Genomic DNA, 21,903 nt, shown 5'->3' on the forward strand with positions numbered 1-21,903 from the left:
AACCAACACCCAAAACCCAACACTTCTATGCGTCTAATTCTCCCGCAATCACGTTCAACGACGACAAAGTCGCGATGGCATCGGAGAGCATCTCACCTTTCACCATTTCATTGAACGCCTGGTAATAAATGAAGCACGGGCGGCGGAAATGCAGTCGGAATGGCGTGCGGCTTCCGTCCGTGACGAGGTAAAAGCCCAATTCGCCGTTTCCGCCTTCCACCGCATGGTACACTTCGGTAACCGGCACCGGAATCTCACCCATCACGATCTTGAAGTGGTAGATGAGGCCTTCCATGGTGTTGTATACGTCTTCTTTTGGCGGCAGGTAATAATCCGGAACATCCGCATGGAACGGCCCTTCTGGCATTTTGTCGAGTGCCTGGCGGATGATTTTCAATGATTCCCAAACCTCTGCATTGCGCACGCAGAAACGGTCATAGGTATCGCCTGATTTCCCAACCGGAATTTCAAAATCGAAATCTTCGTAGGAGGAGTATGGCTGTGCTACCCGGATATCGTAATCGATTCCCGCGGCACGCAGGTTCGGACCGGTAAAGCCGTAGCTCATGGCCTTCTCTGCCGTAATGCTGCCGGCGTTGATCGTACGGTCCATGAAGATCCGGTTACGAACCAACAGCGATTCGAACTCGCCCCATATTTTCGGGAATTCCTCGAGGAATACATTGAGTTTGCGGAATGCTTCCGGACTCCAATCCCTTTCAAAACCGCCGATACGACCCATGTTGGTAGTCAGACGGGCGCCACAGATCTCTTCGTAAATCTCGTAAATCTTCTCGCGGTATTGGAAGACATAGAGGAAGCCGGTAAGGGCTCCGGTATCGACGCCCAACACCGAGTTACAGATGATATGGTCAGCGATGCGGGCCAGTTCCATCACGATGACGCGGAGGTACTGCACACGCTTCGGCACTTCAATGTTCAGCGCTTTCTCGACCGTCATCCACCATCCCATGTTGTTGATGGGCGACGAACAATAGTTCATCCGGTCGGTCAGCGTATTGATTTGATAAAACGGACGGTTTTCAGCGATTTTCTCAAAAGCCCGGTGGATGTAGCCTACCGTTCCTTCCCCTTCGATGATCCGTTCACCGTCCATCAGGAGGATGTTTTGGAAAATACCGTGGGTCGCAGGGTGTGTAGGCCCCAGGTTCAGGATGGCGAGTTCGCTTCCGTCATCGTTCTTGTGTTTGTCGATGATGCCCTGGAAGCGGATTTCCGGTGGTAAAAGAAGATCTGATGCCATAGCTTAACAGTTATCGACCGTCCTTCCGAAGAAACGGTCATCTTTATCGGTGCGTCCGCCGTCTTCCATCGGGAATTCCTTCCGCAAGGGGAACGACACCATCTCGTCCATATTCAAAATCCGTTTCAGTTGCGGGTGTCCTTTAAAGATAATCCCGTAAAAATCATAGGTCTCACGCTCCTGCCAGTTGGCGCTGAGGAACAGCGGCGTCACCGAATCGATTTCCGGTTCTTCGCCCAGGAAGCATTTGATGCGGATGCGTTTGTTGTCGATCCAGTTGTGCATGTGGTAGACCACGGCAAACCGTTTGTCGACGTCTGCATCCGGAAGGTGCATCCCGCAGAGATCGGTGAGGAAGTTGAAACGGAGCGTTTCATCATCCCGCAGAAACTGCATGACCTGTAGAATGGCGTCGGAGTCGACGTGAAAGGTCAGGATGTCGTGAATCTGTACAAAATCGGAAACGAGGTGGTCGAATGTATCGACGAGTTTCGTTTGTATGACGGAGTTTTCCAGTGCCATTACTTGATGTTATAGGATGCGAGGAGTTCCTGGTATTCCGGTGAACTGCGACGGCGTACGGATTCGTTCTTGACCAGTTCCTGCAATTGCATGATACCGTCGAGGATCTGTTCCGGACGCGGCGGACATCCCGGAACGTAAACGTCTACCGGAATGACTTTGTCGATTCCCTGTAAGACCGAATAGGTATCGAAAATACCACCCGAGCAGGCACAGGCCCCTACGGAAATCACCCATTTTGGTTCGGCCATCTGTTCGTATACCTGACGGAGGATCGGCGCCATTTTCTTGGCGATGGTGCCCATCACGAGTAGCATGTCGGCCTGGCGCGGCGAGAAACTCATCCGTTCCGACCCAAAACGCGCCACATCGTAGTGCGAGGCCATCGTCGCCATGAATTCAATACCGCAGCAAGACGTAGCAAACGGCAGCGGCCAAAGGGAATTGGCGCGCGCGAGTCCGACTACATCACTCAGCTTCGTCGCAAAGAAACCCTCCCCTGCATATCCTTCGGGAGCGGCAACTTGGTTTATCTTGGAATCGCTCATTTTTGAAACCTGGATTTTGAAATTTGAATCTTGAATGTGTGTCCGATTGGTTCGTTGTCATTCAAAATATAGCATCCTATCACACAACTTATTCCCACTCAAGGCCTTTCTTCTTGATCACGTAGTAGAAACCTACTACGAGAAGCGCAAGGAAAATGCCCATTTTATAAATGCCATCCATCCCCATATCGCGGAAATTGACCGCCCACGGATACATAAAGATGACTTCGACGTCGAAAAGCACAAAGAGGATGGCGACAAGGAAATATTTCACCGCAAAAGGAATCCGGGCGTTTCCGACCGACTCGATACCACATTCGAAGTTCTTGTCCTTATTCTTTGACTTGCGGCTCGGGCCCAACAATCCGGAGATGAAAATGGTGACCGCCACAAAGCTGACGGCGAGCCCCATTTGCATGAGGATGGGTAGGTAATCGAATTGGTTATTGGACATAAGTCACCTAAACTAAAATTTGCACAAAGATAAAAGCCCCTTAGCGAAAACACAACGCAGGCAGGGGTGATAAAAGTAATTTTTAACGATTATAAATAAGCCGTTAAACACTTGTAAAAATGGGCGTTTGCTAGCGGTTCAGCCACCAAACGGAAGCGTTCAGAACCCCTGCAAAACTTACCCATGCCAAATACGGTACCAAAAGCCATCCGGCGACGCGATCGAGCGCCCGGAATTTGTGCCATGTTTCGTAGATCATCAGCCATAGCAACACCAGTTCTACCAAGGCCAGGAGCGGGTTCCAAAGCACGAAAAAGAGCACCGACCAAAGGGCGTTCAGCGCCAGTTGTATCCAGAAGAACCAAAGTGCCCGGCGCACCTCCGACGGTTCGGCTTCGCTACGCCCCCACACCCGGCCAGCAGCGACACCCATCATGACGTACAACAGCGTCCACACGGGCGCAAAAACCCAGTTGGGCGGATTGAATGACGGTTTTTCGATGGTGGCATACCAGGTCGTGACACCCTCCCTCGTGGCGAGTCCGGAGACAAACCCCACGGCGAGGCAAGTGGCAACGAAAAGTACGATCTTGACGTATCGGTTCATGGTGATTTTTGCCCTAAAGATACGCATTCCGACAGGGTTTGGCCGTCAAGTTTTCGCCAAAAACGTATCTTTGCCCGTAAAATTGACCATGACGCACACCGACGATTTCCTTCCTTCCGGTTCACCAAATGTCCTCGAAACAGGAAAAGTGGGTTACAGTGCCCCCAGTAACATCGCCCTGGTGAAGTATTGGGGCAAGACATCGGGGCAATTACCGGCCAATCCGTCGATCAGTTTTACGTTGCAGCATTGCCAAACACGGACTTGGTTGGAGTTCCATAAGCAGGCATTGGGAACCGTGTCATTTGACCTGTTTTTCGAAGGGAAGCCGAAAGACAGCTTCCGCCCCAAGATCCAGACCTTCCTGGAACGCATCCTGCCCTACCAGCCCTTCCTGAACGACTACCACCTGGCCATCCATACAGAAAACACGTTTCCGCACAGTTCCGGAATCGCCTCATCGGCCTCAGGGATGGCGGCGTTGTCGGCTTGCCTTATGGCATTGGAACAACAATTGTATCCGGACGTTAACGAAGCGTATTTCCGCACCAAGGCCTCCTTCCTGGCCCGGCTGGGTTCGGGAAGCGCCTGCCGCAGCCTGTATGGCAATCCGGTGGTGTGGGGTCGGCATGCCGATGTGCCTGGGAGTTCGGATTTGTTTGGGGTGACATTGCCTTTCGAACTGCATCCGGTTTTTAAAAATTACCAGGACACCATCCTGTTGGTCGATAAAGGAGAAAAGACGGTTTCGAGTACGGCCGGACACAACCTCATGCACGGACATCCGTATGCCGAACGCCGTTTCCAACAGGCACATGAGAACCTGTCGGAACTGCTAAAAGCGCTGGAAACGGGTGACCTGGATAAGTTCATCGCCATTACCGAAAGCGAGGCCCTGACGTTGCATGCGATGATGATGACCTCTATGCCCTACTTCATCCTCATGAAACCGAACACGCTGGCCATTCTCGACCGCATTTGGTCGTTCCGCCGCGAGACGGGTATTCCGGTTTGTTTCACGCTTGACGCCGGCGCGAATGTCCATGTTTTATACCCCGAAAACGTTCGCAAAGCGGTTTTGCAACTGATTACAGGCGAATTGGTTGCGTATTGTGAAAAGGGGCAGTATATTTGTGATGAAGTTGGTGACGGGATGAAACCGCTGTGATGTACAAGTAACGATGTACAATTAACAATGGGGTCTACCGTTAACTTCAAATATATATGCCAACCCGTTTTAGTATGAAGCCGAATTTAGTACGAGAGAAGTCGTTTGACTTTGCTGTTGATATCATTGCCTTGTATGAATTCCTTATTTCACAAAAAGAGTTTGTCTTATCCAGACAACTATTGAGGTCGGGTACTTCAATTGGCGCAAAAATCCGGGAGGCCGAATATGCCGTAAGTAAAGCGGATTTCATCAACAAAATGTCAATTGCACTCAAAGAAGCGAATGAAACGGAGTATTGGCTGGAATTACTCGAACGAACAAGCGTGTCATCGGGCTACAGCCTGGAAGAGAGTAAACGCAAAGTAAAAGAGCTACTCCGTCTTTTGATTCGAATTATACGTTCATCCAAAGAAGCAATAGCGTCTATAAAGTAACACACTGTCAATTATACAACGTAATCCTACATTGTTAATCGTACATTGTTAATCGTTAATTCAAATGAAGGGTCCCCTTTTCTACTCCAAAATCCTCCTTTTCGGCGAGCACGCCATCAACAAAGGCTCGAAAGGGTTGTCGATTCCGTATAATTTCCTGAAAGGCGCGTTGAAAGCCGATCACGTCAATTCGCCGGAAGCGAAGAAATCAAACGAAAGCCTTCGCCGGTTTGCCGTCCATTTGGAACAATTACAGGCGGAACGTCCGGAGTTGGTCACCTTCGATATCGAAGCGTTGAAAACGGATCTCGAAACCGGGATGTATTTCGACTCCAGCATCCCGCAAGGATACGGCGTCGGTTCAAGTGGTGCGCTGGTAGCGGCGATTTATGACCGTTACGCGAACGACAAGATCACGGTATTGGAAAACCTAACCCGTGAAAAGCTCCTAAAGCTGAAGGAAATCCTGGCGGCAATGGAATCGTTTTTCCATGGGAAAAGTTCCGGACTCGACCCGCTCAATTCCTACCTCAGCATTCCGATCCTTATCAATTCAAGCGATAACATCGAAGCCACCGGTATTCCAGCCCAACGCGTGGAAGGAAAAGCGGCCGTCTTCCTTTTGGATTCCGGCATCGCGAAAGAAACCGCCCCGATGGTCCAAATCTTCATGGAAAGCCTGAAAGACAAAGGATTCCGCACGATGGTGAAAGAACAATTCATCAAATATTCAGACGCCTGCATCGACAATTTTCTGCACGGCGAGGTGTCGTCTTTGCTGACGAATACCAAAGAGCTTTCAAAAGTCGTGTTGCAGCACTTCAAACCGATGATTCCGGAGCAATTCCACGGCGTATGGCAGAAGGGTATCGAGACCAACGACTATTACCTGAAACTTTGCGGATCCGGCGGAGGTGGCTATATTTTGGGCTTCACGCATGATATCGATCGTGCCAAAGCCGCCCTCAAAGACTACAAACTGGACGTCGTTTACCAATTCTGACGCACCCGCGTCGAACCTGGATGCTAAGCCGGAAACATAAACTGTTGCTGATGAAGATCGTCAGCCTGTTTTCCGTCGTCCGCGGATACAATATCCCTATCATCGCGCTGGCGCAGTACCTGTCGGCCATCTTTATTTTTGCACACGAACGCCGGGCGTTGCATATCTTGCTTGACGGCAAACTCTTTGTACTGGTACTTTCGACGACGCTGACGATTGCATCCGGCTACATCATCAACAACTTTTACGACAGTCGAAAAGACCTCATCAACCGTCCCCATAAATCGATGCTCGACCGGCTGGTCAGCCAACGCACCAAACTGCATGTCTATTTCAGCCTGAACCTGCTCTCATGCGTGTTGGCATCCATGGTTTCCTGGCGGGCCATCGTCTTTTTCTCATTTTACATCTTCCTGATCTGGTTTTATTCGCATAAAATCAAACGATTCCCGTTGATCGGCAACCTCATGGCGGCGTTTCTGGCCATCCTGCCCTTCTTCGCCATCCTGATGTATTACAAGAACTTTTACCACGTCATTTTCATACATGCGGTATTCCTTTTCCTGCTTTTACTGATACGGGAAATGGTGAAAGACCTTGAAAACCTGACGGGAGACCTTGCTAATGGTTATGAAACCATACCGGTGCGATTTGGAGAGGCGATGTCGAAGCGGATCATCACGCTGTTGGTGTTGCTGACCGTACTTCCGGTGTATGCGTTGACCGATGTATACGACGTGGGATACATGGATTTGTATCTTTACTGTGCCCTGACCACTCTTGTCATCTTTCTTCTGGTGCTATGGCGGGCCACGAGCAAACGGCAGTTCAACCTCTTGCACAACCTGTTGAAGGGCCTTATCGTAGCGGGCGTTTTTTCGATTGTACTGATTGATCCGTCTACGGTTTTGCACGCCCGCGAGATGCTTGACTGACCGCCCGTTAGCGCATCCGGGTTTTACTGCGTATCTTTGCCGAAATTCCTCCAAATGGACAAACGAGAAGGCAAGCGCCCGACCCGCAAGCCGGGCACCGATAAACCCACCCGAAAACCGCCCATGCAGAAACGTGCGGCAGCACCTCGAAAAGAGGCTCCGGTCAAAGCCGCACCCAAAAGTGACGACATCCGTCTCAATAAATACATTGCCAATTCAGGTATGTGCTCGCGACGCGAAGCCGATATCTACATCCAATCCGGAAGCGTACGTGTAAACGGCGTACCGGTGACGGAGATGGGATACAAAGTAAAACCGGGTGACGTCGTGAACTTCGACGGAAAAGACCTTAGCCCGGAAAAGAAAGTGTACGTGCTTCTCAACAAGCCCAAGAATTTCTCGACTTCAAAAGACGAGAGTGCCGATCGAAGCGTACAACAGTTGGTGCGACAGGCCTACAACGGCCTGCTGACTCCGGTGGGAAAAATGGACCGCAATATGACGGGGCTGCTATTGTTGACGAATGACAGTGACATGGTGGCGAAATTCGCGGCGCCCAAACAACGTTCTTCGAAAATCTATCAGGTGTCGCTTGACAAAAACCTGAAATTCGAGGACTTGGAAAAACTACAGGCTGGCCCGTTCATAGACGAACACAAGGTCTTTGTGGAAGAGGCCTCTTATATCGAAAAGGAACCTAAAACCGAGGTAGGCTTACGGCTCCGCACGGCCAATGTCAAAATTGTACGTCGGGTTTTTGAACACCTCGGGTACGATGTACTGCGAATTGACCGGGTATCATTTGCCGGGCTGACGAAGAAAAACCTTCCGCGTGGCAACTGGCGGTTCCTGACCGAACAGGAAATCATCAACCTGAAAAATGCCTGATCATGTCTCTGGAGCACGCCGCGATAGGAAAAGCCTGGCTTGACGCGTTCAACGAACAGGACTTGGAGAAATTACTGGCATTGTATGATGACGAAGCCCGTCATTACAGTCCGAAATTGAAAATCCGCCAGCCGGAAACGCAAGGACTCATCATCGGCAAACCGGCATTGCGTACGTGGTGGAAGGACGCTTTCGAGCGGATGCCTGACTTACGCTACCACGGCACTTCCGTTACCGCGAATGACGAGCGCGTATTTCTGGAATACGAGCGAATTGTGCCTGGAGAAGAAGTACTACTTGTTGCGGAAGCGTATGACATCATAGACGGAAAAATCGTCTACTCGAGGGTGTATCACGGGTAATCAGGATTTACCGGGAAGGAAAAATTCTTTGAGGTAAACCGGCTCAAAATACGCAACATCTACCCACTCCCGGTTTTGGTAACGCGCAAAGGACGCCTTTACCATATTCGTAGCCGATGGATACAGGATTGCCTCGCAAAACTGGAAATCGGCTTCCGGCGCCAGCTCCCGAAACTTCGCCTGTGCATCACCTATCAACCAAATCGGTGCGGGCAAGTCTGCAAATGAGGTGGGCGTCAGTATTTCGGGCTGCGTCTCACGAAGTTGTGTTCCGTCTGCCGAAAAAACGGCGGTGTAGGCTTCCATACGCCGCGCATCGAGCATGGCTACAATTGTTCCTGTCTGGGTGTTAGCGGCTCGTGCGAGGACTTCCAGCGTCGGAACCGCGATCAATGGTTTTCCCAAGGCATAGCAGAGTCCTTTGGCAGCCGACACCCCGATTCGAAGTCCTGTGTAGGAACCCGGCCCTTCACTTACCGCAATTGCATCAAGATCTGAAAAAGCGGCTTCCGCCTCGGCAAGACATTCTTCGATAAAAACGTGAAGGCGCTCGGCATGGGCGTAACCGGCATCGGCGACTTCCCGAAGGGCTACCAGCACTCCGTCGCGCGCCAACGCAACCGAGCAGTTCTTCGTGGCAGTTTCCAGATTGAGGATCAGGGCCATTAGTCCTTCTTAGCCGTATCTTTTTTGTCTTTGTCCTTTGAGTCGCCTTTTATGCGCACCACATCACCCGGATTGAGTTCTTTGCTGACAGTGGTATACGGGCCCGTGATGACGGTATCGCCTTTCTTAAGTCCGGATACGACTTCAATGTTCGTATCGTCCTGTATACCTGTGCGGATGACGCGAAGTTTCGCTTTCTTACCCGCCTTAACAAACACGCATTCCATTTTCTTGTCGACCTTCGGTGCGGCATTTCCTTCGCCCGCCTCGCCCGCTGCGGGAGCGGCACGACGTTCGCGACTACCCGATGTGGTATCCGACTTCATCACAACGGCACTGATCGGAACACCGATGATCCCTACTTTACGTTTTGTAATGATGTCAACCGTAGCCGTCATGCCTGGTCGGAACGGTGAGTACGTTGATGGCTTCCCTTCCAACAAATCCTGATACGATTCTTTCAGGATGCGGACTTTCACTTTGAAGTTCGTTACCTGGTCGGCCGTAAGGTTTGCGTTGGCCGAGTTGGAGATACTCGTCACGAGTCCTTTGAATTCTTTTTTGGGAAACGCATCGACTTCCACATTTGCGGAATCGCCTACGGCTACTTTTACAATATCATTTTCATTGACGTCGACTTCTACCTCCATGTTATTGAGGTTGGCGACGCGCAACAGTTCGGTACCGGTCATCTGTTGTGTACCCAGCACACGCTCGCCCAACTCGACGCCCAATGACGAGATGGTACCGTCGGCAGGGGCATAAATCGTCGTCCGTCCGAGGTTATCACGGGCTTCGTTTACCGTTGCCGATGCACTCTGCACATTATAGTACGCCGACTGTTTGTTGGCCTGGGCCACTTCATAAGACGACACGGTGCGGTCCCATTCGGCTTTTGAAATAATTCCTTTGTCAAACAGGACTTTGTTTCGATCGTAATTCGCCTTTGCTTCCCGATACTGCGCATCGGCCTGGTTCATGCCTGCTTTGGTTTGGGAAAGTCCGGCGATGGTACGGTTGAGTCCGGATGTATACAAATCGGGGTTGATCTTCACCAACAAATCACCCTTTTTTACGAGTTGTCCTTCTTTGATAGGAAGGGCGATGATCTCACCCGATACTTCGGATGATATTTTCACCTCGATTTCCGGCTGGATTTTACCCGTGGCTGAAACCGTTTCAATGATGGTCATCTCGTTGGCCAGCGCCGTCTCGACTTCTTTGCCGGTATCATGATTACCGATGACACCTGACTTAGACAGAATCACCAAAAGAACAATGAGAGCGACAACCGAACCGAGGAGGATGTAAAGCGTTTTCTTAGACATGATATTAGTTTTGGTTCATGATGGGAATGCCGAAGTAGAACTCGACGACCTTCACGCGGAAAATATAATCGAACTTGGTGCGCAATACCTCTGACTGCGCATTGGTATACAGCGTTTGGGCCTGGTTGAGCTCGAATGCGTTCATCAGGCCAACGTTGAATTTCTCTTTGGCATAATTGTAGGCTTCGGTGCGGGCTTCGAGTGCCGCTACCGCCGCTTCATAAGAATTGAGGGCGCCTTTTGCATCGGTAAAAGCCGTATACACGTTGCGCTCCAGGTCGAGTTCCGCCTGTTCATAGGCCACTTTGAAACGCTCGCGGTTGATCTTACTGCGCTCGACGTTGTTCTTGGCTGAGAAACCGTTGAGTACCGGCACAATCAAACGAAGACCGAAGTTGTGTCCTTTGTTGTCACTGAACTGGTTAAATAACGCGGGGTTCGGAAAATCCTGCAGCCATACCGCCCGGGTATCAAAACTGTAAAAGCCCGACAGTTGCGGTTGCAGTCCGCCTTTTGCAATTTTCATATCACGCTCGGCGATTTCGAGGTTCGTACGGGCAATCTTGATTTCGACGCGCTCCTGGCGTGCTTTATCGAAGATCGCCTGGGGTGTTTGCAGCATGGTCGGACTTTCGACGACCGCATAATCCCGGTCTTCGATGTCAAACGATTGAAAATCGTCGAGCTGTAGCAACTGCGCCAGGCTCAGGCGTGATAAGAGCAAGGTGTTCTCTGCAATCAATACCTGTTGTCTGTCGGTTGCCACGGTCGCCTGCATATCCAACAGGTCGCCCCGTGGAATGGAGCCCGCTTTTACCAACTCCTCCGTGCGCGCTGCCTGTTTCTCATCGTTTTGCAACTGCGCGTTACGCACTTTAAGGGTTTCCCGGTTGAATACGATTTGGAGGTAGGCATTTGCCACATTCAGCGACACATCGTCCTGCATCTTCGACAGCTTATATTGCGCGGCCACACCGTTCAGGCGGGCACGGTACAGGCGGTTCAGGTTCTGCAGTCCTTTGTAGATATCCACATTCGAACTGATGCCCGCGGATGTATACTGCGTGGTCTGGTTCTGCAGCAAACCTGTGGTGATGTTCTGGTTCAGACCGATACTCCACGTATGACTGGCCGACAGGTTCGCATCGGGCAGGAAGTTGCCGATTGCGTCTTTTCGGTCGATGGCCGCATCCTGGGCATCAAGCGTACTTTGGAGAATCGAAATGTTATGCTCGCGGGCGTATTCCACACATTCGCGGAGCGTCCACTTTTTTTGCTGGGCGAAGACGCCCTGCAGGGCGACGATACTCAGCAGCAGCGACAAGGCTTTTACTTTCATAGGAAATCGTCAGGAGCCACAAAAGTACGGTTTTTCGCGTTCATGCTCCAATGGTTCGGCCAATTAGTAAGCCGGAGGTACGCCGCGTTACACCCAAGGCGTGAATTTGTTTTTTGGCTACATTTGGCACAAAAAACATGAGCCGTCGTTTTTACCCCGTTGTCATTGCGTTATTCCTACTCACGGGCTGCGCCACTTCCAAGAAAATCGCGGCTTTGCGACCGGAACCCGATGATGCCTCCCCGCTGATTTACGACAACCAGCCCTCTTTCATCAACATGCCGGTGACGATACGGTTGCAGGATATCGAGAACCAGACGAACAAATTCCTGACCGGACTTATATACGAAGACAACAATATCGAGGATGACGATCTGACGATACGCGTCTGGAAAACGGCGCCTATCGAGATTTCAAATCCGGATGGTCGCATACAGACCGTGCTTCCGCTTAAAGCGACGGTGCAATACCGCTACGGAATCAACAAACTGGGTGTCGATTTGCGGGATATGCGCGAAATCCTGCTCAACGGGGTATTGACACTCCAGAGCGAGGCGCATCTTACCAACTGGAAACTCACGACCAAAACGGCATTCAAATCGCTCGACTGGAAAGAAAGTCCGTCGGTGGTGATTGCCGGGAAAAGTGTTCCTATTACCTATATCATCAATCCGGCCATTCGTTTGTTCCGTTCCAAAATCGAAAAGACCATTGACGAGTCGATCGAGAAATCGATGGATTTCAAACCGAACGTCCTCGATGCCCTCGAGAAGGTGTGTACGCCCAATGAAATGAGTCCGGATTACCAAAGCTGGCTGCGCATCGTGCCGTTGGAACTATACACCACGGAAGCCAAACTCAACAAAAATGACATCACCATGGATATGGGGATGAAATGCTATATCGAAACCCTGATCGGTCAGCGTCCCCCTTCCAAATTTGACCGTTCGAAGATCGTACTGAAGCCGGTTTCGAAAATACCGGCCGACATCAAAGCCAATATCGTAGCCGTATCAACGTATAAAGACGCAGCGGCGGTGATGACCCGGAATTTCCAGGGACAGGAATTCGCGCAGGGAAGCCGGAAAGTGACGGTACAGAAAGTCGATTTGTGGCATCGGGAAGGAAAGATCGTGATCGCGCTTGACCTAACCGGAAGTGTGGAAGGGACCATCTACCTCACCGGATTTCCACAATACAATCCCACTACGAAGGAAATTTACTTTGACCAATTGGACTACGCACTCGATACCAAAAGCACATTGTTGCGGGCTGCGAACTGGCTGGCGTCGGGCATCATCCTGAAAAAGATGGAAGCTGCCTGCCGCTACTCTATCCAACCTAACCTGGAAGAAGGCCGCCAGCAAATCCTGAAATACATGAAGAACTTTTCGCCTATGCCGGGGGTTTTCGTAAACGGGACAGCAGGAGAAATACAATTTCGTGAAGTACAGTTGACGAACAAGGCCCTTATTGCCTTCCTTTCAGTAGACGGTCAGATAAGCGTTAAGGTAGACGGACTACAGTGACGCGTCCCGGCGTCGGGATTTTACCCGCGTGCGGTAAATAGCATAGCCGATAACAGCCACTAAAAGATAGGGCCACACCATGAGGTAAACGATACCGTCGTTCACGGCTTCGGCCTGTTTTCCGTTGTCTTCCGTTTCGAGCACGGCACGGCACATGGCGCATTGGCCGAACATAGGGGGCCCCATCAATAGGGCCATTCCCAGAAACAGGACGGTTTTACGCATAATACGGCGAAATCATGAGGTAGACCACCACTCCGGTAACGGCCACATACAGCCACAGCGGAAACGTGATTTTCGCGATTTTCCGATGGCGATCGAATTGCTGGCCGACCGCGCGGACGTAGGAAATCAACACCAGTGGAATGATGCTGATTGACAGCGCGATGTGCGACACCAGGATAAAGAAGTAGACCAGACGCAGACTACCGGCTTCGGCGATTTCACCGGCGGATAACGCCCCGTCGTGATCGAGGTCGCCATAACGAGTGTTGACCGATGTCATGTGATAGGCTACATACATCACTAAAAACGCCAGCGAGCAGGCAATCGCCAGTTTCATGAGTTTTTCGTGGACGATACGATTGCCTTTTCGGATCGCGTTCACGGCTATGACCAACAACACGGCGGTAATTCCATTGATTGTGGCATAGATCGGGGGCAGGAACGTGAGGGGCTTGACATCAAATCCAAGGTCACGTAGTTTGACCGTGAAGAGTATGGCCACCACGACTGGAATCAGGATGGAGACGATGATGATCCAGAGACGGTATTTTTTTTCGAGGGTAGGGGCTTGTTCCATTTTCTATTCTTGTAAAAGCAGACGAATGTCGTGTTGAAGGTCGTTGATTCCGGCGGGCGATAAGCCGTCGTAATACACGACGGGATTGTTGTATTGATCGCGGCGGCAACGGATATTCCCGTCTTTATCGATCAGCGCGAAAAGGCCGGAATGCTCGAAGCCACCATTGGCGCCGTTCGTGCTTTCGCCGGCAAAAAGATTGAATCCTTTGTTGGAAATCGCGAATATCTTGTCGCGATCACCGGTGAGGAAATGCCAGTTCTCCATCGAAATCCCGAGTGCTTTTTTGTGCGCTTTCAGGACGGCAGGCGTATCATTTTCCGGATTGATGGTGATGGACACGATGCCAAAATCCTTACGGGCACCGAAAGCGTCGGCCACTTTTTTCATATTGGCGTTCATCTTCGGGCAAATGGTCGGACAGGTGGTAAAAAAGAACTCGAGTACGTATACCTTTCCTTTATAGGATTCGTTGTTGATGGTACGCCCGTCCTGGTCGGTCAGTTCAAAAAACGGCGCTTTGTTGACGGTATACAACGATCCGGTATCTTCTTCTTTGGTGCCGCTTACGGAATTCAGGCGGTCGCCTTTCACGACATCGTTGTTCCGTATACGGTTTATGATGGTGGGGATGACGAGTATCCCAAACACCAGAATGATGAAGGCAATGCCGATGTAGGACTTATTTTTCATGTCGGGGTTGTTTTTTCACCACGTTATTGGACTTATACGCCCTCTTGTATTCGTACAGCAGGATCTTGAAATCATCCAACATTTCGTTACTCAGTTCGGACGCGTGCATCATGCTGTAGCTCTCTTTGTACTCCTTCTCTACCGGACGGCCGCGGAGGTTCCGTTTCTTGTCGATCAATACCACGTTATCAGAACCCAGGTCGGCATCCAATTGACCACGGAGACGAAGTCCTTTGTAAAAAGCAGCGATCTCATCCTTAGGAGCAAAAACGAAATGCCAGTCTTTCACATCCGAGGTAGCATCCATCGACGCGAGGAGTCGTTTGGCTTCCGGTTCCATACCAAACGGACACAGCACCACGAACTGCAGGCTGCGGAATTCGTGATAGCGTTCGTATATCTTCTGGTTCAGGTTAAAGTAGTCTCCCTGGCGTGAGCGAAGGCTGTCACCACCAAACGCCAATACGGTGATCTTATCCTGCAATTTAACGGGTTTTCCCGAGAGGGATTTCCAATTACCCATCTCCGGAACAGAGCGTGTCAGTATGGGAAGTGTGGTAAAATTATGGACGCCGGTCGCGAAGAAAAGATATACGACAATCGGAACAATGAACAACACAAACAGTACGAGTTTCTTCTTCATTTCCGGGGGGCGATAAGTGTGGTACAAAAATAAAAAAAGGCCCGCAAACACGAGCCTTTTTCAGTGAATTAATATCCTTTTAAAAGTTCCATTTGATGGTGGAGTCGCGGAAGACCCCGAAGATGTAATGTCCTTCCACCAAAAGGATGAAAAGCAGGTACGCTACCAGGAACATCACCGTGGCCACAACCGACCAACGGAGACTGGAACGCTCTCCTTCCATGTGCATGAATGCCCATACGATATAATAGGCTTTGAACAGGGTAAGAATATAGAACACCCAGTTCAACAGGTTCATTCCGAGGAAATGTTTAAAGTAAAGGACATGGGGTTTGTCGATACCCAGGAACACCTCTACTGTTGTTACAATCGAGAGGATGATGAAAACCGTCCAAATCCGTTTTACGTTCGATACGTGACCGCCGTCATGCGCATGTGCCATAATTCGTAGTACTTACTGATTATACAAGATAGAATACGGTGAAGACGAATACCCACACCAAATCCACAAAGTGCCAATAGAGACCCACTTTCTCGACCATTTCGTAGCTGCCGCGTTTTTGGTAGGTACCGAGCAATACGTTCAGGAAGATGATGATATTGATGATGACACCTGAGAATACGTGGAAACCGTGGAAACCGGTGATAAAGAAGAAGAAGTCGGCGAACAATTTGCTTCCGTATTCGTTGCGGATCAAATTAGCGCCTTCTACCACGATGTGGGCATCTTTCATCCGGGCCACTGATGCCTCACGGGTCAGGATTACTTTCTTCTTACGGGCAGTCAACGTTTTGTCGATGGTTGCATCGTTCTTTTGTTCGGCAGTTTCCTCGTAGATGATCTCAGTGCGAACACGCACATCCGGATGGGCTTCGAAACCGGCTTGTACTTCCGCCACCGAATAGCTAGGCAGCGATGATTCGCTCATGAACCAGGTTCCTTTGCTACGGTCGAGTTGCTCGCGGGTTTCCGGCAAGGTTACGGCCACTTCGTCCAGCGTCAGGCGTTTTCCTTTGCTGTCTACGAACTGCAGGATGGAACCACCCTTGGTTTCAATAGCACCATACTCACCTGATATAAAGTTTTTCCACTCCCATGCCTGTGATCCGACGAAAATCAGACCGCCAATGATGGTAAGGAAGAGATACAAGGTTACTTGTTTTTGCTTCATCTGGTGTCCGGCATCCACGGCAAGTACCATGGTAACAGACGAAAAGATGAGGATAAACGTCATGAGGGCAACGTAATACATCGGAGCCGAAACGCCGTGCATGAACGGAAAGTGGGTGAACACTTCGTCAGCGATAGGCCAGGTTTCGATGAATTTAAATCTGGAAAAACCGTATGCGGCAAGGAATCCGGAGAAGGTCAGTGCATCGGAAACGATGAAAAACCACATCATCAATTTCCCATACCCGGCGCCGAGCGGCTCGTTCCCGCCACCCCAGACTTTGGTTTGTGCATTCGTAACAGTTGCCTCCATAAAAACGCATTAGTTAAAAAGTCCCCAAATTTACGCAAATTTCTTATTTGAAGAAATACAAAAATAAAAACAGGTAAAGCCACAGAAAATCGAGAAAGTGCCAGAATAGCGCACCCAGTTCAATCCCAAGTGTTTGACCCGGACCGTATTTCTGTTTAAAATGATTATAAATTATAACCAACAGTGATATCATGCCTCCTGTAAGGTGTGCAAGGTGGGTCAATACCAGCACCCAAAGGAATGAAACGTTGATTGTGGCGTAGTTTCCGGCAGGGAAAAGTCCGTCGCGATACAACTGCTGGAAACCCTGAAATTGAAAGAACACGAAGGCGCACCCGAGGGCAAAAGTCAACCCCAGGAACAGCGACGCCCCACCCCTTTTTCCGGCGACTACCTGTCGCTTAACAAGAAAAAACGTGATGCTGCTCACCAACATAAGGGCCGTACTGATGAAAAAGGAAGACGGCAGGTCAATAGGTTTCCAGTCGCCACGCGAGCTACTCACCACATACGCACTTGTGAGCGCCGCAAACACCATTACCATACTGACCATAGACACCCAAAGCAGCATCTTCTTTGAGCGGTCACTCTTGAATTTATAATCTGTGGAAGTTGCCATTATTGAAGGAATTTATCGGTAATATATACAATTTGCAATAGCGTGATGTAGCTGACGCTGACGAGCATCAGTGTCCGGGCGGCCTTAGACGTTCGGTCGCGGTAGAGTTTTACGGCGTAGACCAGCATCCACATCCCCAGCAAGAAGACGATAACCGCGGCCACTGTCGACAGGCGCAACCTCCCCAACATGAAAAACGCCGGTAATAACGACGCAATCGTCAACCACAAGGTATATAGAATGGTTTGAAGCGCCGTTGTGCGGTCGCGCTTCCCGGAAGGTAACATATAGAATCCGGCCTTTTCGTAGTCTTCATACAAAAACCAACCAATCGCCCAAAAATGGGGAAACTGCCAAAAGAACTGGATCAGGAACAATGTCCCAGCCTCAATACCAAATTCACCGGTTGCGGCTACCCATCCCAACATAAACGGAATGGCGCCCGGAAAAGCCCCCACAAAAACCGACAGCGAGGTCACGGTCTTCAGCGGTGTGTAAACGCACGCGTATAAAAAGATCGAAATCGCGCCGAACATGGCGGTCTTAGGGTTGATAGCGTATAGGATGGCCACACCTGCTATGGTCAGGAGACTCGCGATGACAAAGGCTACGGAAGGCGCCATCCGCCCCGACGCCACCGGACGGTTCCGGGTGCGGTCCATCTTGGCATCAAGGTCTTTTTCGATGATCTGGTTGAAGGCATTTGACGCCCCTACCATACAATATCCCCCTACCGCCAACATCAGCAACGTGAGCAAATCAGATGTAGCGAACTCCCTGATCCCCAACAGATAACCCGCCAATGACGAGAATACCACGCTGATGGCAAGTCCTGCCTTGGTGATCTGCCTGAAATCACCTACTATGGTCCGGAAAGTGGTATGCGGTGCGCCGCTCAAGACGTTGGGTTTTGAAGGTCATAGAAAGACCGCCGCAAAGATACTGCACGGAATTGGTTTAGGGAACCCAGCCGCCGAAATTTTATCCGGTTAATAATCGAAGTACATATTGAACAGTTCTGACCGAACCCCCACCATAAACCAGGTAGTCGTACCGTTTTGCATGACGGGTGTTTCGAGTTCCGGACTCGCATTTCGGACAATCAGGTTGACAAATGCGCGCAGGTTTGTGGTCGGGTTCACGAGATATCCTGCCTGCACATCGCCCATTACCAATGTGGTTTTGTTGCCCTGGCCAATCCGCACGCCGGTATCGTAGGGGCGTCCTTCGGTATAATTCCTGTAGATGTCGCTTCCGTAATTGAAATTGTCGTCGGCCGTATTGAAGTCGAGCCCCCGTATACCATACGTCAACCTGGCATCGGCATAGTAGCGGCCCTTTCGGTAGCGGGCGATGGCGAGCAATTCACGGAAGTTGCCGCCCCACGGGTGCCCCATGCTTTGGTTGTTATGCCCGTAGTTTGTGAGCGGATCACTGTGGGAATAGACGTAGGGGCGCACATGGTTGTACTCTGCCTGCAAGGTCAGGCCCTGAATCGAAAAGGCATTCGTATAGGTCGCACCTACCTGATACCCATATTTATTCAGCCAGCTTTGGTTACCGTCTTTCACCGCACCGAGTGAAAACTCATCAAGGAAGAACTGCCCGTAAAAATGCAGGTTGTTCTGCCATTTATATTTGAACGTCAGTCCCAACGCGGCATTTCCGCTACGTGCCGACGAAGCAAACTCCACGCTTCGATAGAAAATAATCGGGTTGACAAAGTTGATATCGAAACCACGGTCGTTCGTATTGGCCCAAATGACCGACTCGAAAAAACCGAGATTCAATCGATTGGTTACATTGAGGCTCAGGTAATGGTTCGCCATGAATTTTGTGGCATACGTACGGTCGACCGTCACGTCGTCACGCACATCTTTCAGCCACATGTAGGTATTGGTATACCTGATTTTCCAGAAGGTGGAATGGAGCTTCACATACGGATAGGGACTCGCCGCATCGCCCAATATCAGCGAACGGTAACCATCACCGATGAAATTCCGGCCGTAACCCAACTGCAGGTTGAAGTACCGGCTGGGTGAGTACGACAGGTTTGCTTCCGCGGATGGGAAATCGAAGGCGTCTGTTTTGAAATCCTTTGCAATGCCGATACCCGGTATAATAGCCGGATTCCCGCCCGACGGTGCGATTGACCGTGCGTAGTCGTTATAATAATCGGCGAAGCGGCCCTGGCTTTCGTAGATGGTGGTGGTAAAGGTCAGGTTGTCTCCAAGTCCACCCTGCACCTGCAGCGCCCTTGTATTCTGATACGTATAACTGAAATCGGATGGGTCGCTTTTCCCAACCCGCACATCCAGCATCGGGTTGAGCGTGAACCAATAGTCCTTGCCCTGGAACTGGGCCAGGTTCTCATTCCAGATTTTCCGTCCCCACCACGAAGACGTCTTCCGGAAGAGCTTTTCATTCTCACCCTTCATGTCAAAATACCGTTTGACATCACTGTAGAGATACGGCTTATAACCCGTGTGGTTGTTTGCGCCTACGACATTCATCGCCGCCTCAAAAGCGGCATAGCTCACGTGGGTAAACGGCACATTCATATTCGAGCTGTAAAGGCGATGTTCGAACGGAAGGGTACGGATGGTATCCAATTCGTTCAGTATCCGATCATCTTGCACCGATGCATTTCCCTTCGCCCCCGCAGCGACCGGAACCACAGCGTCTTTCTGTAGCGGGATGGCGATGCGATGGGTATATTTCGTATAAACCGGAATCCCATTCCGATAGCCGGGCTTCACTTTGGGCAGCGAGGCAAACACGGAACGGGCTTCCTTCTCGAGGGCGGCCTCGGTCGTATTGACATAAAGCACACGGAACGTACCTTCTTCGGTTACCTCGAACAATACAATTACTTCTCCGCTATACGATTGCAGTTCCGCCGGTACGGTGAAGTGATCGTAGACATAGGCCTGTAGCTTCGTTGCGAAGCAGGCAACACGATCCGTTTCGGATTCACATCCGGGGAACACCGGATCGTTGGACGACTGGGCGTGGGTGGACAGAAAAGCGAAAAAGAGAAAAAGCGAGGCGAGTTGTTTCATAGGAGTTCAATAGGTAGAGGTCGAGACACGGCCTTCGGCGATGGCTTTCGCCGACGAAGTGCCGATACGCGAAACGCCCAGACGGATATACGCTTGTGCGGTTTCAAAATCACGAATGCCACCCGACGCTTTCACGGGTAGCGGACAGGCATTCTCAAGCATCATGACGATAGCTTCAGGTGTGGCGCCATTTCCGGCTCCGCCCGTTACAGGGAAAAATCCGGTTGACGATTTCAAAAACACATGCGGGTAGCGGTCTTCTTTGACCCGTCGGATGACGGTGTTGCGTACGAGGGCCGTCAGACGTACGATTTCGCCATCGGAAAGCGCTGCGGTTTCAAGTATCCACTTGATGGTTTTGTGATGGGAAAGTGCCAGGTCGGTGCAGGCCGCTACTTCCGTGCGTACGCGCTCTTCGTCGCCGTGACGGAAGGCCTGGTAGTCGCATACGACATCTACCTCGTCGGCCCCGTCGTCAAGGGCTTGTTGCAGTTCGGCGAGCTTCTTTTCGACCCCGCCCTTCCCTTCTGGGAAATCGATTACGGTGCCACAGAGCGTTTTGGCCTTTGCTGCACGGATGCGCGCTATAGCACCCGGCACTTGGTCGGGTCGCAGCATGACCGCGCGAAATCCCTCTTTGATGGCCTCGTCAACCGTTGCAAAGGCTGCCTGGCGGAGCTCCTTTTCGGTTAATCCGTCGGCGGTTGTTTTTAGGAAAGTCGAATCGAGGTAATATCGAATGTCATCGCGGTTCATGGCGGTAAAAATACGCAAATCCGCTTAACGGGAGGCAGTACGCCCGCCTTTCCGACGACGGGTCATCCACAAAAGCAAAACGCATAGGGACGCACCTGTAGAATTGGCCACCACGTCCCACACATCCGCCTTTCGGGTATCGGTAAACGTGTATTGCATCAACTCGATGGCGATGCCGTAAAGGAGTGAAAAAACGAACGAATAGCACAATGCCTTTCCGAGACTCCAGTTACAGCGAAAGCGAAAGTTAAGAAACCACAATAGCACAAAGGCAAAATGAAAAATGCCATGGCCCACTTTGTCGTGGCCCATGACACTTTTTGCCGGAAGTGCTTCAAGCTTAATTAGGCACAAAACCGTGAGGAGCACCGTCCAGGCGACGGCTGCCCACAACAAGGTGTTTTTATGCTCCGATAAGGTCTTTGTAAGCCTCACTTGTCATTAGTTCATCGAACGCCGCCGCATCGGAAACCCGCACTTTGATCATCCATCCTTTTCCGTAAGGGTCAGAATTCACCAACTCGGGTGTACGCTCCAACTCTTCATTGAATTCGATGATTTCGCCCGCCAAAGGCAGGAATAGGTCAGAAACCGTTTTTACGGCCTCCACGGTGCCGAACACCTCATCCTGATCAAGGGTTTGGTCGAGGGTTTCGACTTCCACATATACGATATCTCCGAGTTCTTTCTGGGCGAAGTCGGTAATTCCGATGGTGGCAATATCTCCGTCAAGGCTCGCCCATTCGTGGTCTTTGGTGTAGCGTAAGTTGGCTGGTATGTTCATGGTGTCGTTA

27 protein-coding genes are annotated in these 21,903 nt (G+C 50.7%); 7 read left to right on the forward strand and 20 right to left on the reverse strand.

The annotated features are described in order from the left end of the window. Positions 1-25 precede the first annotated feature (25 nt). The 5 genes from MKO97_RS00945 to MKO97_RS00965 all read right to left on the reverse strand — a co-directional run bounded on the left by MKO97_RS00945 (position 26) and on the right by MKO97_RS00965 (position 3,422). Positions 26-1,264: an NADH-quinone oxidoreductase subunit D gene (locus MKO97_RS00945; RefSeq protein ID WP_241104205.1), complete on the reverse strand. Its 1,239-nt coding sequence runs from the start codon at positions 1,262-1,264 to the stop codon at positions 26-28. A 3-nt stretch (positions 1,265-1,267) separates the two neighbouring features. Further along, positions 1,268-1,786 carry an NADH-quinone oxidoreductase subunit C gene (locus MKO97_RS00950; protein ID WP_241104206.1) on the reverse strand — a complete coding sequence of 173 codons (519 nt, stop codon included), beginning with the start codon at positions 1,784-1,786 and terminating at the stop codon, positions 1,268-1,270. Then, the gene (locus tag MKO97_RS00955) at positions 1,786-2,334 is read right to left on the reverse strand and encodes an NADH-quinone oxidoreductase subunit B (RefSeq protein WP_241104207.1); all 549 of its coding nucleotides are present in this window, start codon (positions 2,332-2,334) and stop codon (positions 1,786-1,788) included. Before MKO97_RS00955 ends, MKO97_RS00950 begins: the two co-directional genes overlap by 1 nt. 88 nt (positions 2,335-2,422) lie before the next feature. Further along, entirely contained in the window at positions 2,423-2,788 is a 366-nt protein-coding gene (locus MKO97_RS00960; RefSeq protein ID WP_241104208.1) for an NADH-quinone oxidoreductase subunit A, read from the reverse strand. A gap of 130 nt (positions 2,789-2,918) precedes the next feature. Continuing rightward, the gene (locus MKO97_RS00965; RefSeq protein WP_241104209.1) at positions 2,919-3,422 is read right to left on the reverse strand and encodes a TspO/MBR family protein; all 504 of its coding nucleotides are present in this window, start codon (positions 3,420-3,422) and stop codon (positions 2,919-2,921) included. Positions 3,423-3,483: 61 nt separating this feature from the next. Between MKO97_RS00965 and MKO97_RS00970 the strand changes: the two genes are divergently transcribed. The 6 genes from MKO97_RS00970 (at position 3,484) to MKO97_RS00995 (ending at position 8,188) form a co-directional block, all read left to right on the forward strand. Then, positions 3,484-4,563 carry a diphosphomevalonate/mevalonate 3,5-bisphosphate decarboxylase family protein gene (locus tag MKO97_RS00970; protein WP_241104210.1) on the forward strand — a complete coding sequence of 360 codons (1,080 nt, stop codon included), beginning with the start codon at positions 3,484-3,486 and terminating at the stop codon, positions 4,561-4,563. Between the two features lie 74 nt (positions 4,564-4,637). Beyond that, complete coding sequence (locus MKO97_RS00975; RefSeq protein WP_241104211.1) at positions 4,638-5,000, forward strand: four helix bundle protein; 363 nt, start codon at positions 4,638-4,640, stop codon at positions 4,998-5,000. Positions 5,001-5,064: 64 nt separating this feature from the next. Beyond that, positions 5,065-6,003, forward strand: coding sequence for a mevalonate kinase (locus tag MKO97_RS00980; protein WP_241104212.1), 939 nt, complete (start codon positions 5,065-5,067; stop codon positions 6,001-6,003). Between the two features lie 20 nt (positions 6,004-6,023). Beyond that, positions 6,024-6,938 carry a geranylgeranylglycerol-phosphate geranylgeranyltransferase gene (locus MKO97_RS00985; RefSeq protein ID WP_241104213.1) on the forward strand — a complete coding sequence of 305 codons (915 nt, stop codon included), beginning with the start codon at positions 6,024-6,026 and terminating at the stop codon, positions 6,936-6,938. A 54-nt stretch (positions 6,939-6,992) separates the two neighbouring features. Beyond that, a complete protein-coding gene (locus MKO97_RS00990) occupies positions 6,993-7,826 on the forward strand; it encodes a pseudouridine synthase (protein ID WP_241104214.1) in 834 nt (277 codons plus the stop codon). A 2-nt stretch (positions 7,827-7,828) separates the two neighbouring features. Further along, a complete protein-coding gene (locus MKO97_RS00995; protein WP_241104215.1) occupies positions 7,829-8,188 on the forward strand; it encodes a nuclear transport factor 2 family protein in 360 nt (119 codons plus the stop codon). On the opposite strand, the gene tsaB is transcribed toward MKO97_RS00995, so the two are convergent. Genes tsaB through MKO97_RS01010 form a run of 3 tightly spaced genes read right to left on the reverse strand, consistent with a single transcriptional unit; the run spans position 8,189 to position 11,521 of the window. Beyond that, the gene (gene tsaB / locus MKO97_RS01000) at positions 8,189-8,854 is read right to left on the reverse strand and encodes a tRNA (adenosine(37)-N6)-threonylcarbamoyltransferase complex dimerization subunit type 1 TsaB (protein WP_241104216.1); all 666 of its coding nucleotides are present in this window, start codon (positions 8,852-8,854) and stop codon (positions 8,189-8,191) included. It lies immediately after the preceding gene. After that, entirely contained in the window at positions 8,854-10,182 is a 1,329-nt protein-coding gene (locus tag MKO97_RS01005; protein ID WP_241104217.1) for an efflux RND transporter periplasmic adaptor subunit, read from the reverse strand. Before MKO97_RS01005 ends, tsaB begins: the two co-directional genes overlap by 1 nt. A 4-nt stretch (positions 10,183-10,186) precedes the next feature. Then, a complete protein-coding gene (locus tag MKO97_RS01010; RefSeq protein ID WP_241104218.1) occupies positions 10,187-11,521 on the reverse strand; it encodes a TolC family protein in 1,335 nt (444 codons plus the stop codon). A gap of 137 nt (positions 11,522-11,658) precedes the next feature. Between MKO97_RS01010 and MKO97_RS01015 the strand changes: the two genes are divergently transcribed. After that, positions 11,659-13,050 carry a DUF4403 family protein gene (locus MKO97_RS01015; RefSeq protein ID WP_241104219.1) on the forward strand — a complete coding sequence of 464 codons (1,392 nt, stop codon included), beginning with the start codon at positions 11,659-11,661 and terminating at the stop codon, positions 13,048-13,050. On the opposite strand, the gene MKO97_RS01020 is transcribed toward MKO97_RS01015, so the two are convergent. The 12 genes from MKO97_RS01020 to gcvH form a co-directional block, all read right to left on the reverse strand. After that, positions 13,042-13,275, reverse strand: a complete 234-nt coding sequence (locus MKO97_RS01020; protein WP_241104220.1) for a hypothetical protein — start codon at positions 13,273-13,275, stop codon at positions 13,042-13,044. The genes MKO97_RS01015 and MKO97_RS01020 overlap by 9 nt on opposite strands. Then, positions 13,268-13,852: a DUF420 domain-containing protein gene (locus MKO97_RS01025; RefSeq protein WP_241104221.1), complete on the reverse strand. Its 585-nt coding sequence runs from the start codon at positions 13,850-13,852 to the stop codon at positions 13,268-13,270. Before MKO97_RS01025 ends, MKO97_RS01020 begins: the two co-directional genes overlap by 8 nt. Positions 13,853-13,855: 3 nt before the next feature. Then, on the reverse strand, positions 13,856-14,545 hold the full coding sequence (locus tag MKO97_RS01030; RefSeq protein WP_241104222.1) for an SCO family protein: 690 nt from the start codon (positions 14,543-14,545) through the stop codon (positions 13,856-13,858). Then, a complete protein-coding gene (locus MKO97_RS01035) occupies positions 14,535-15,188 on the reverse strand; it encodes a hypothetical protein (protein ID WP_241104223.1) in 654 nt (217 codons plus the stop codon). Before MKO97_RS01035 ends, MKO97_RS01030 begins: the two co-directional genes overlap by 11 nt. 79 nt (positions 15,189-15,267) lie before the next feature. Beyond that, positions 15,268-15,630 (reverse strand): cytochrome C oxidase subunit IV family protein, encoded by a 363-nt coding sequence (locus tag MKO97_RS01040; RefSeq protein WP_241104224.1) that lies wholly within the window; start codon positions 15,628-15,630, stop codon positions 15,268-15,270. A 19-nt stretch (positions 15,631-15,649) separates the two neighbouring features. After that, entirely contained in the window at positions 15,650-16,672 is a 1,023-nt protein-coding gene (locus MKO97_RS01045) for a cytochrome c oxidase subunit 3 (protein WP_241104225.1), read from the reverse strand. 43 nt (positions 16,673-16,715) lie between these two features. Then, positions 16,716-17,291 (reverse strand): cytochrome c oxidase subunit 3, encoded by a 576-nt coding sequence (locus MKO97_RS01050; RefSeq protein WP_241104226.1) that lies wholly within the window; start codon positions 17,289-17,291, stop codon positions 16,716-16,718. Then, positions 17,291-18,190 (reverse strand): heme o synthase, encoded by a 900-nt coding sequence (cyoE, locus tag MKO97_RS01055; RefSeq protein ID WP_241104227.1) that lies wholly within the window; start codon positions 18,188-18,190, stop codon positions 17,291-17,293. The genes MKO97_RS01050 and cyoE overlap by 1 nt, the downstream gene beginning before the upstream one ends. A gap of 90 nt (positions 18,191-18,280) precedes the next feature. Then, the gene (locus MKO97_RS01060) at positions 18,281-20,353 is read right to left on the reverse strand and encodes a capsule assembly Wzi family protein (protein ID WP_241104228.1); all 2,073 of its coding nucleotides are present in this window, start codon (positions 20,351-20,353) and stop codon (positions 18,281-18,283) included. 6 nt (positions 20,354-20,359) lie between these two features. Beyond that, complete coding sequence (gene deoC / locus MKO97_RS01065) at positions 20,360-21,109, reverse strand: deoxyribose-phosphate aldolase (RefSeq protein ID WP_241104229.1); 750 nt, start codon at positions 21,107-21,109, stop codon at positions 20,360-20,362. Between the two features lie 24 nt (positions 21,110-21,133). Continuing rightward, the gene (locus MKO97_RS01070; RefSeq protein ID WP_241104230.1) at positions 21,134-21,544 is read right to left on the reverse strand and encodes a VanZ family protein; all 411 of its coding nucleotides are present in this window, start codon (positions 21,542-21,544) and stop codon (positions 21,134-21,136) included. Next, a complete protein-coding gene (gene gcvH, locus MKO97_RS01075; protein ID WP_241104231.1) occupies positions 21,513-21,893 on the reverse strand; it encodes a glycine cleavage system protein GcvH in 381 nt (126 codons plus the stop codon). The genes MKO97_RS01070 and gcvH overlap by 32 nt, the downstream gene beginning before the upstream one ends. Between the last annotated feature and the right edge of the window lie 10 nt (positions 21,894-21,903).

It is taken from the genome of Flavobacterium sp. HJ-32-4 (assembly GCF_022532105.1).
In the GTDB taxonomy this organism is placed as follows: domain Bacteria; phylum Bacteroidota; class Bacteroidia; order Flavobacteriales; family Flavobacteriaceae; genus Flavobacterium.

Coding starts and splice junctions, on each gene's coding strand:
- MKO97_RS00985 (WP_241104213.1), top strand. CDS start 6,024: ATGCTAAGCCGGAAACATAAACTGTTGCTGATGAAGATCGTCAGCCTG.
- MKO97_RS00980 (WP_241104212.1), top strand. CDS start 5,065: ATGAAGGGTCCCCTTTTCTACTCCAAAATCCTCCTTTTCGGCGAGCAC.
- MKO97_RS00950 (WP_241104206.1), bottom strand. CDS start 1,786: ATGGCACTGGAAAACTCCGTCATACAAACGAAACTCGTCGATACATTC.
- MKO97_RS01045 (WP_241104225.1), bottom strand. CDS start 16,672: ATGGAGGCAACTGTTACGAATGCACAAACCAAAGTCTGGGGTGGCGGG.
- MKO97_RS01040 (WP_241104224.1), bottom strand. CDS start 15,630: ATGGCACATGCGCATGACGGCGGTCACGTATCGAACGTAAAACGGATT.
- MKO97_RS01010 (WP_241104218.1), bottom strand. CDS start 11,521: ATGAAAGTAAAAGCCTTGTCGCTGCTGCTGAGTATCGTCGCCCTGCAG.
- MKO97_RS00955 (WP_241104207.1), bottom strand. CDS start 2,334: ATGAGCGATTCCAAGATAAACCAAGTTGCCGCTCCCGAAGGATATGCA.
- MKO97_RS00945 (WP_241104205.1), bottom strand. CDS start 1,264: ATGGCATCAGATCTTCTTTTACCACCGGAAATCCGCTTCCAGGGCATC.
- deoC (WP_241104229.1), bottom strand. CDS start 21,109: ATGAACCGCGATGACATTCGATATTACCTCGATTCGACTTTCCTAAAA.
- gcvH (WP_241104231.1), bottom strand. CDS start 21,893: ATGAACATACCAGCCAACTTACGCTACACCAAAGACCACGAATGGGCG.
- tsaB (WP_241104216.1), bottom strand. CDS start 8,854: ATGGCCCTGATCCTCAATCTGGAAACTGCCACGAAGAACTGCTCGGTT.
- MKO97_RS01015 (WP_241104219.1), top strand. CDS start 11,659: ATGAGCCGTCGTTTTTACCCCGTTGTCATTGCGTTATTCCTACTCACG.
- MKO97_RS00995 (WP_241104215.1), top strand. CDS start 7,829: ATGTCTCTGGAGCACGCCGCGATAGGAAAAGCCTGGCTTGACGCGTTC.
- MKO97_RS01030 (WP_241104222.1), bottom strand. CDS start 14,545: ATGAAAAATAAGTCCTACATCGGCATTGCCTTCATCATTCTGGTGTTT.
- MKO97_RS01020 (WP_241104220.1), bottom strand. CDS start 13,275: ATGCGTAAAACCGTCCTGTTTCTGGGAATGGCCCTATTGATGGGGCCC.
- MKO97_RS01025 (WP_241104221.1), bottom strand. CDS start 13,852: ATGGAACAAGCCCCTACCCTCGAAAAAAAATACCGTCTCTGGATCATC.
- MKO97_RS00960 (WP_241104208.1), bottom strand. CDS start 2,788: ATGTCCAATAACCAATTCGATTACCTACCCATCCTCATGCAAATGGGG.
- MKO97_RS00975 (WP_241104211.1), top strand. CDS start 4,638: ATGAAGCCGAATTTAGTACGAGAGAAGTCGTTTGACTTTGCTGTTGAT.
- MKO97_RS01060 (WP_241104228.1), bottom strand. CDS start 20,353: ATGAAACAACTCGCCTCGCTTTTTCTCTTTTTCGCTTTTCTGTCCACC.
- MKO97_RS01035 (WP_241104223.1), bottom strand. CDS start 15,188: ATGAAGAAGAAACTCGTACTGTTTGTGTTGTTCATTGTTCCGATTGTC.
- MKO97_RS00965 (WP_241104209.1), bottom strand. CDS start 3,422: ATGCGTATCTTTAGGGCAAAAATCACCATGAACCGATACGTCAAGATC.
- MKO97_RS00990 (WP_241104214.1), top strand. CDS start 6,993: ATGGACAAACGAGAAGGCAAGCGCCCGACCCGCAAGCCGGGCACCGAT.
- MKO97_RS01050 (WP_241104226.1), bottom strand. CDS start 17,291: ATGGCAACTTCCACAGATTATAAATTCAAGAGTGACCGCTCAAAGAAG.
- MKO97_RS01005 (WP_241104217.1), bottom strand. CDS start 10,182: ATGTCTAAGAAAACGCTTTACATCCTCCTCGGTTCGGTTGTCGCTCTC.
- MKO97_RS00970 (WP_241104210.1), top strand. CDS start 3,484: ATGACGCACACCGACGATTTCCTTCCTTCCGGTTCACCAAATGTCCTC.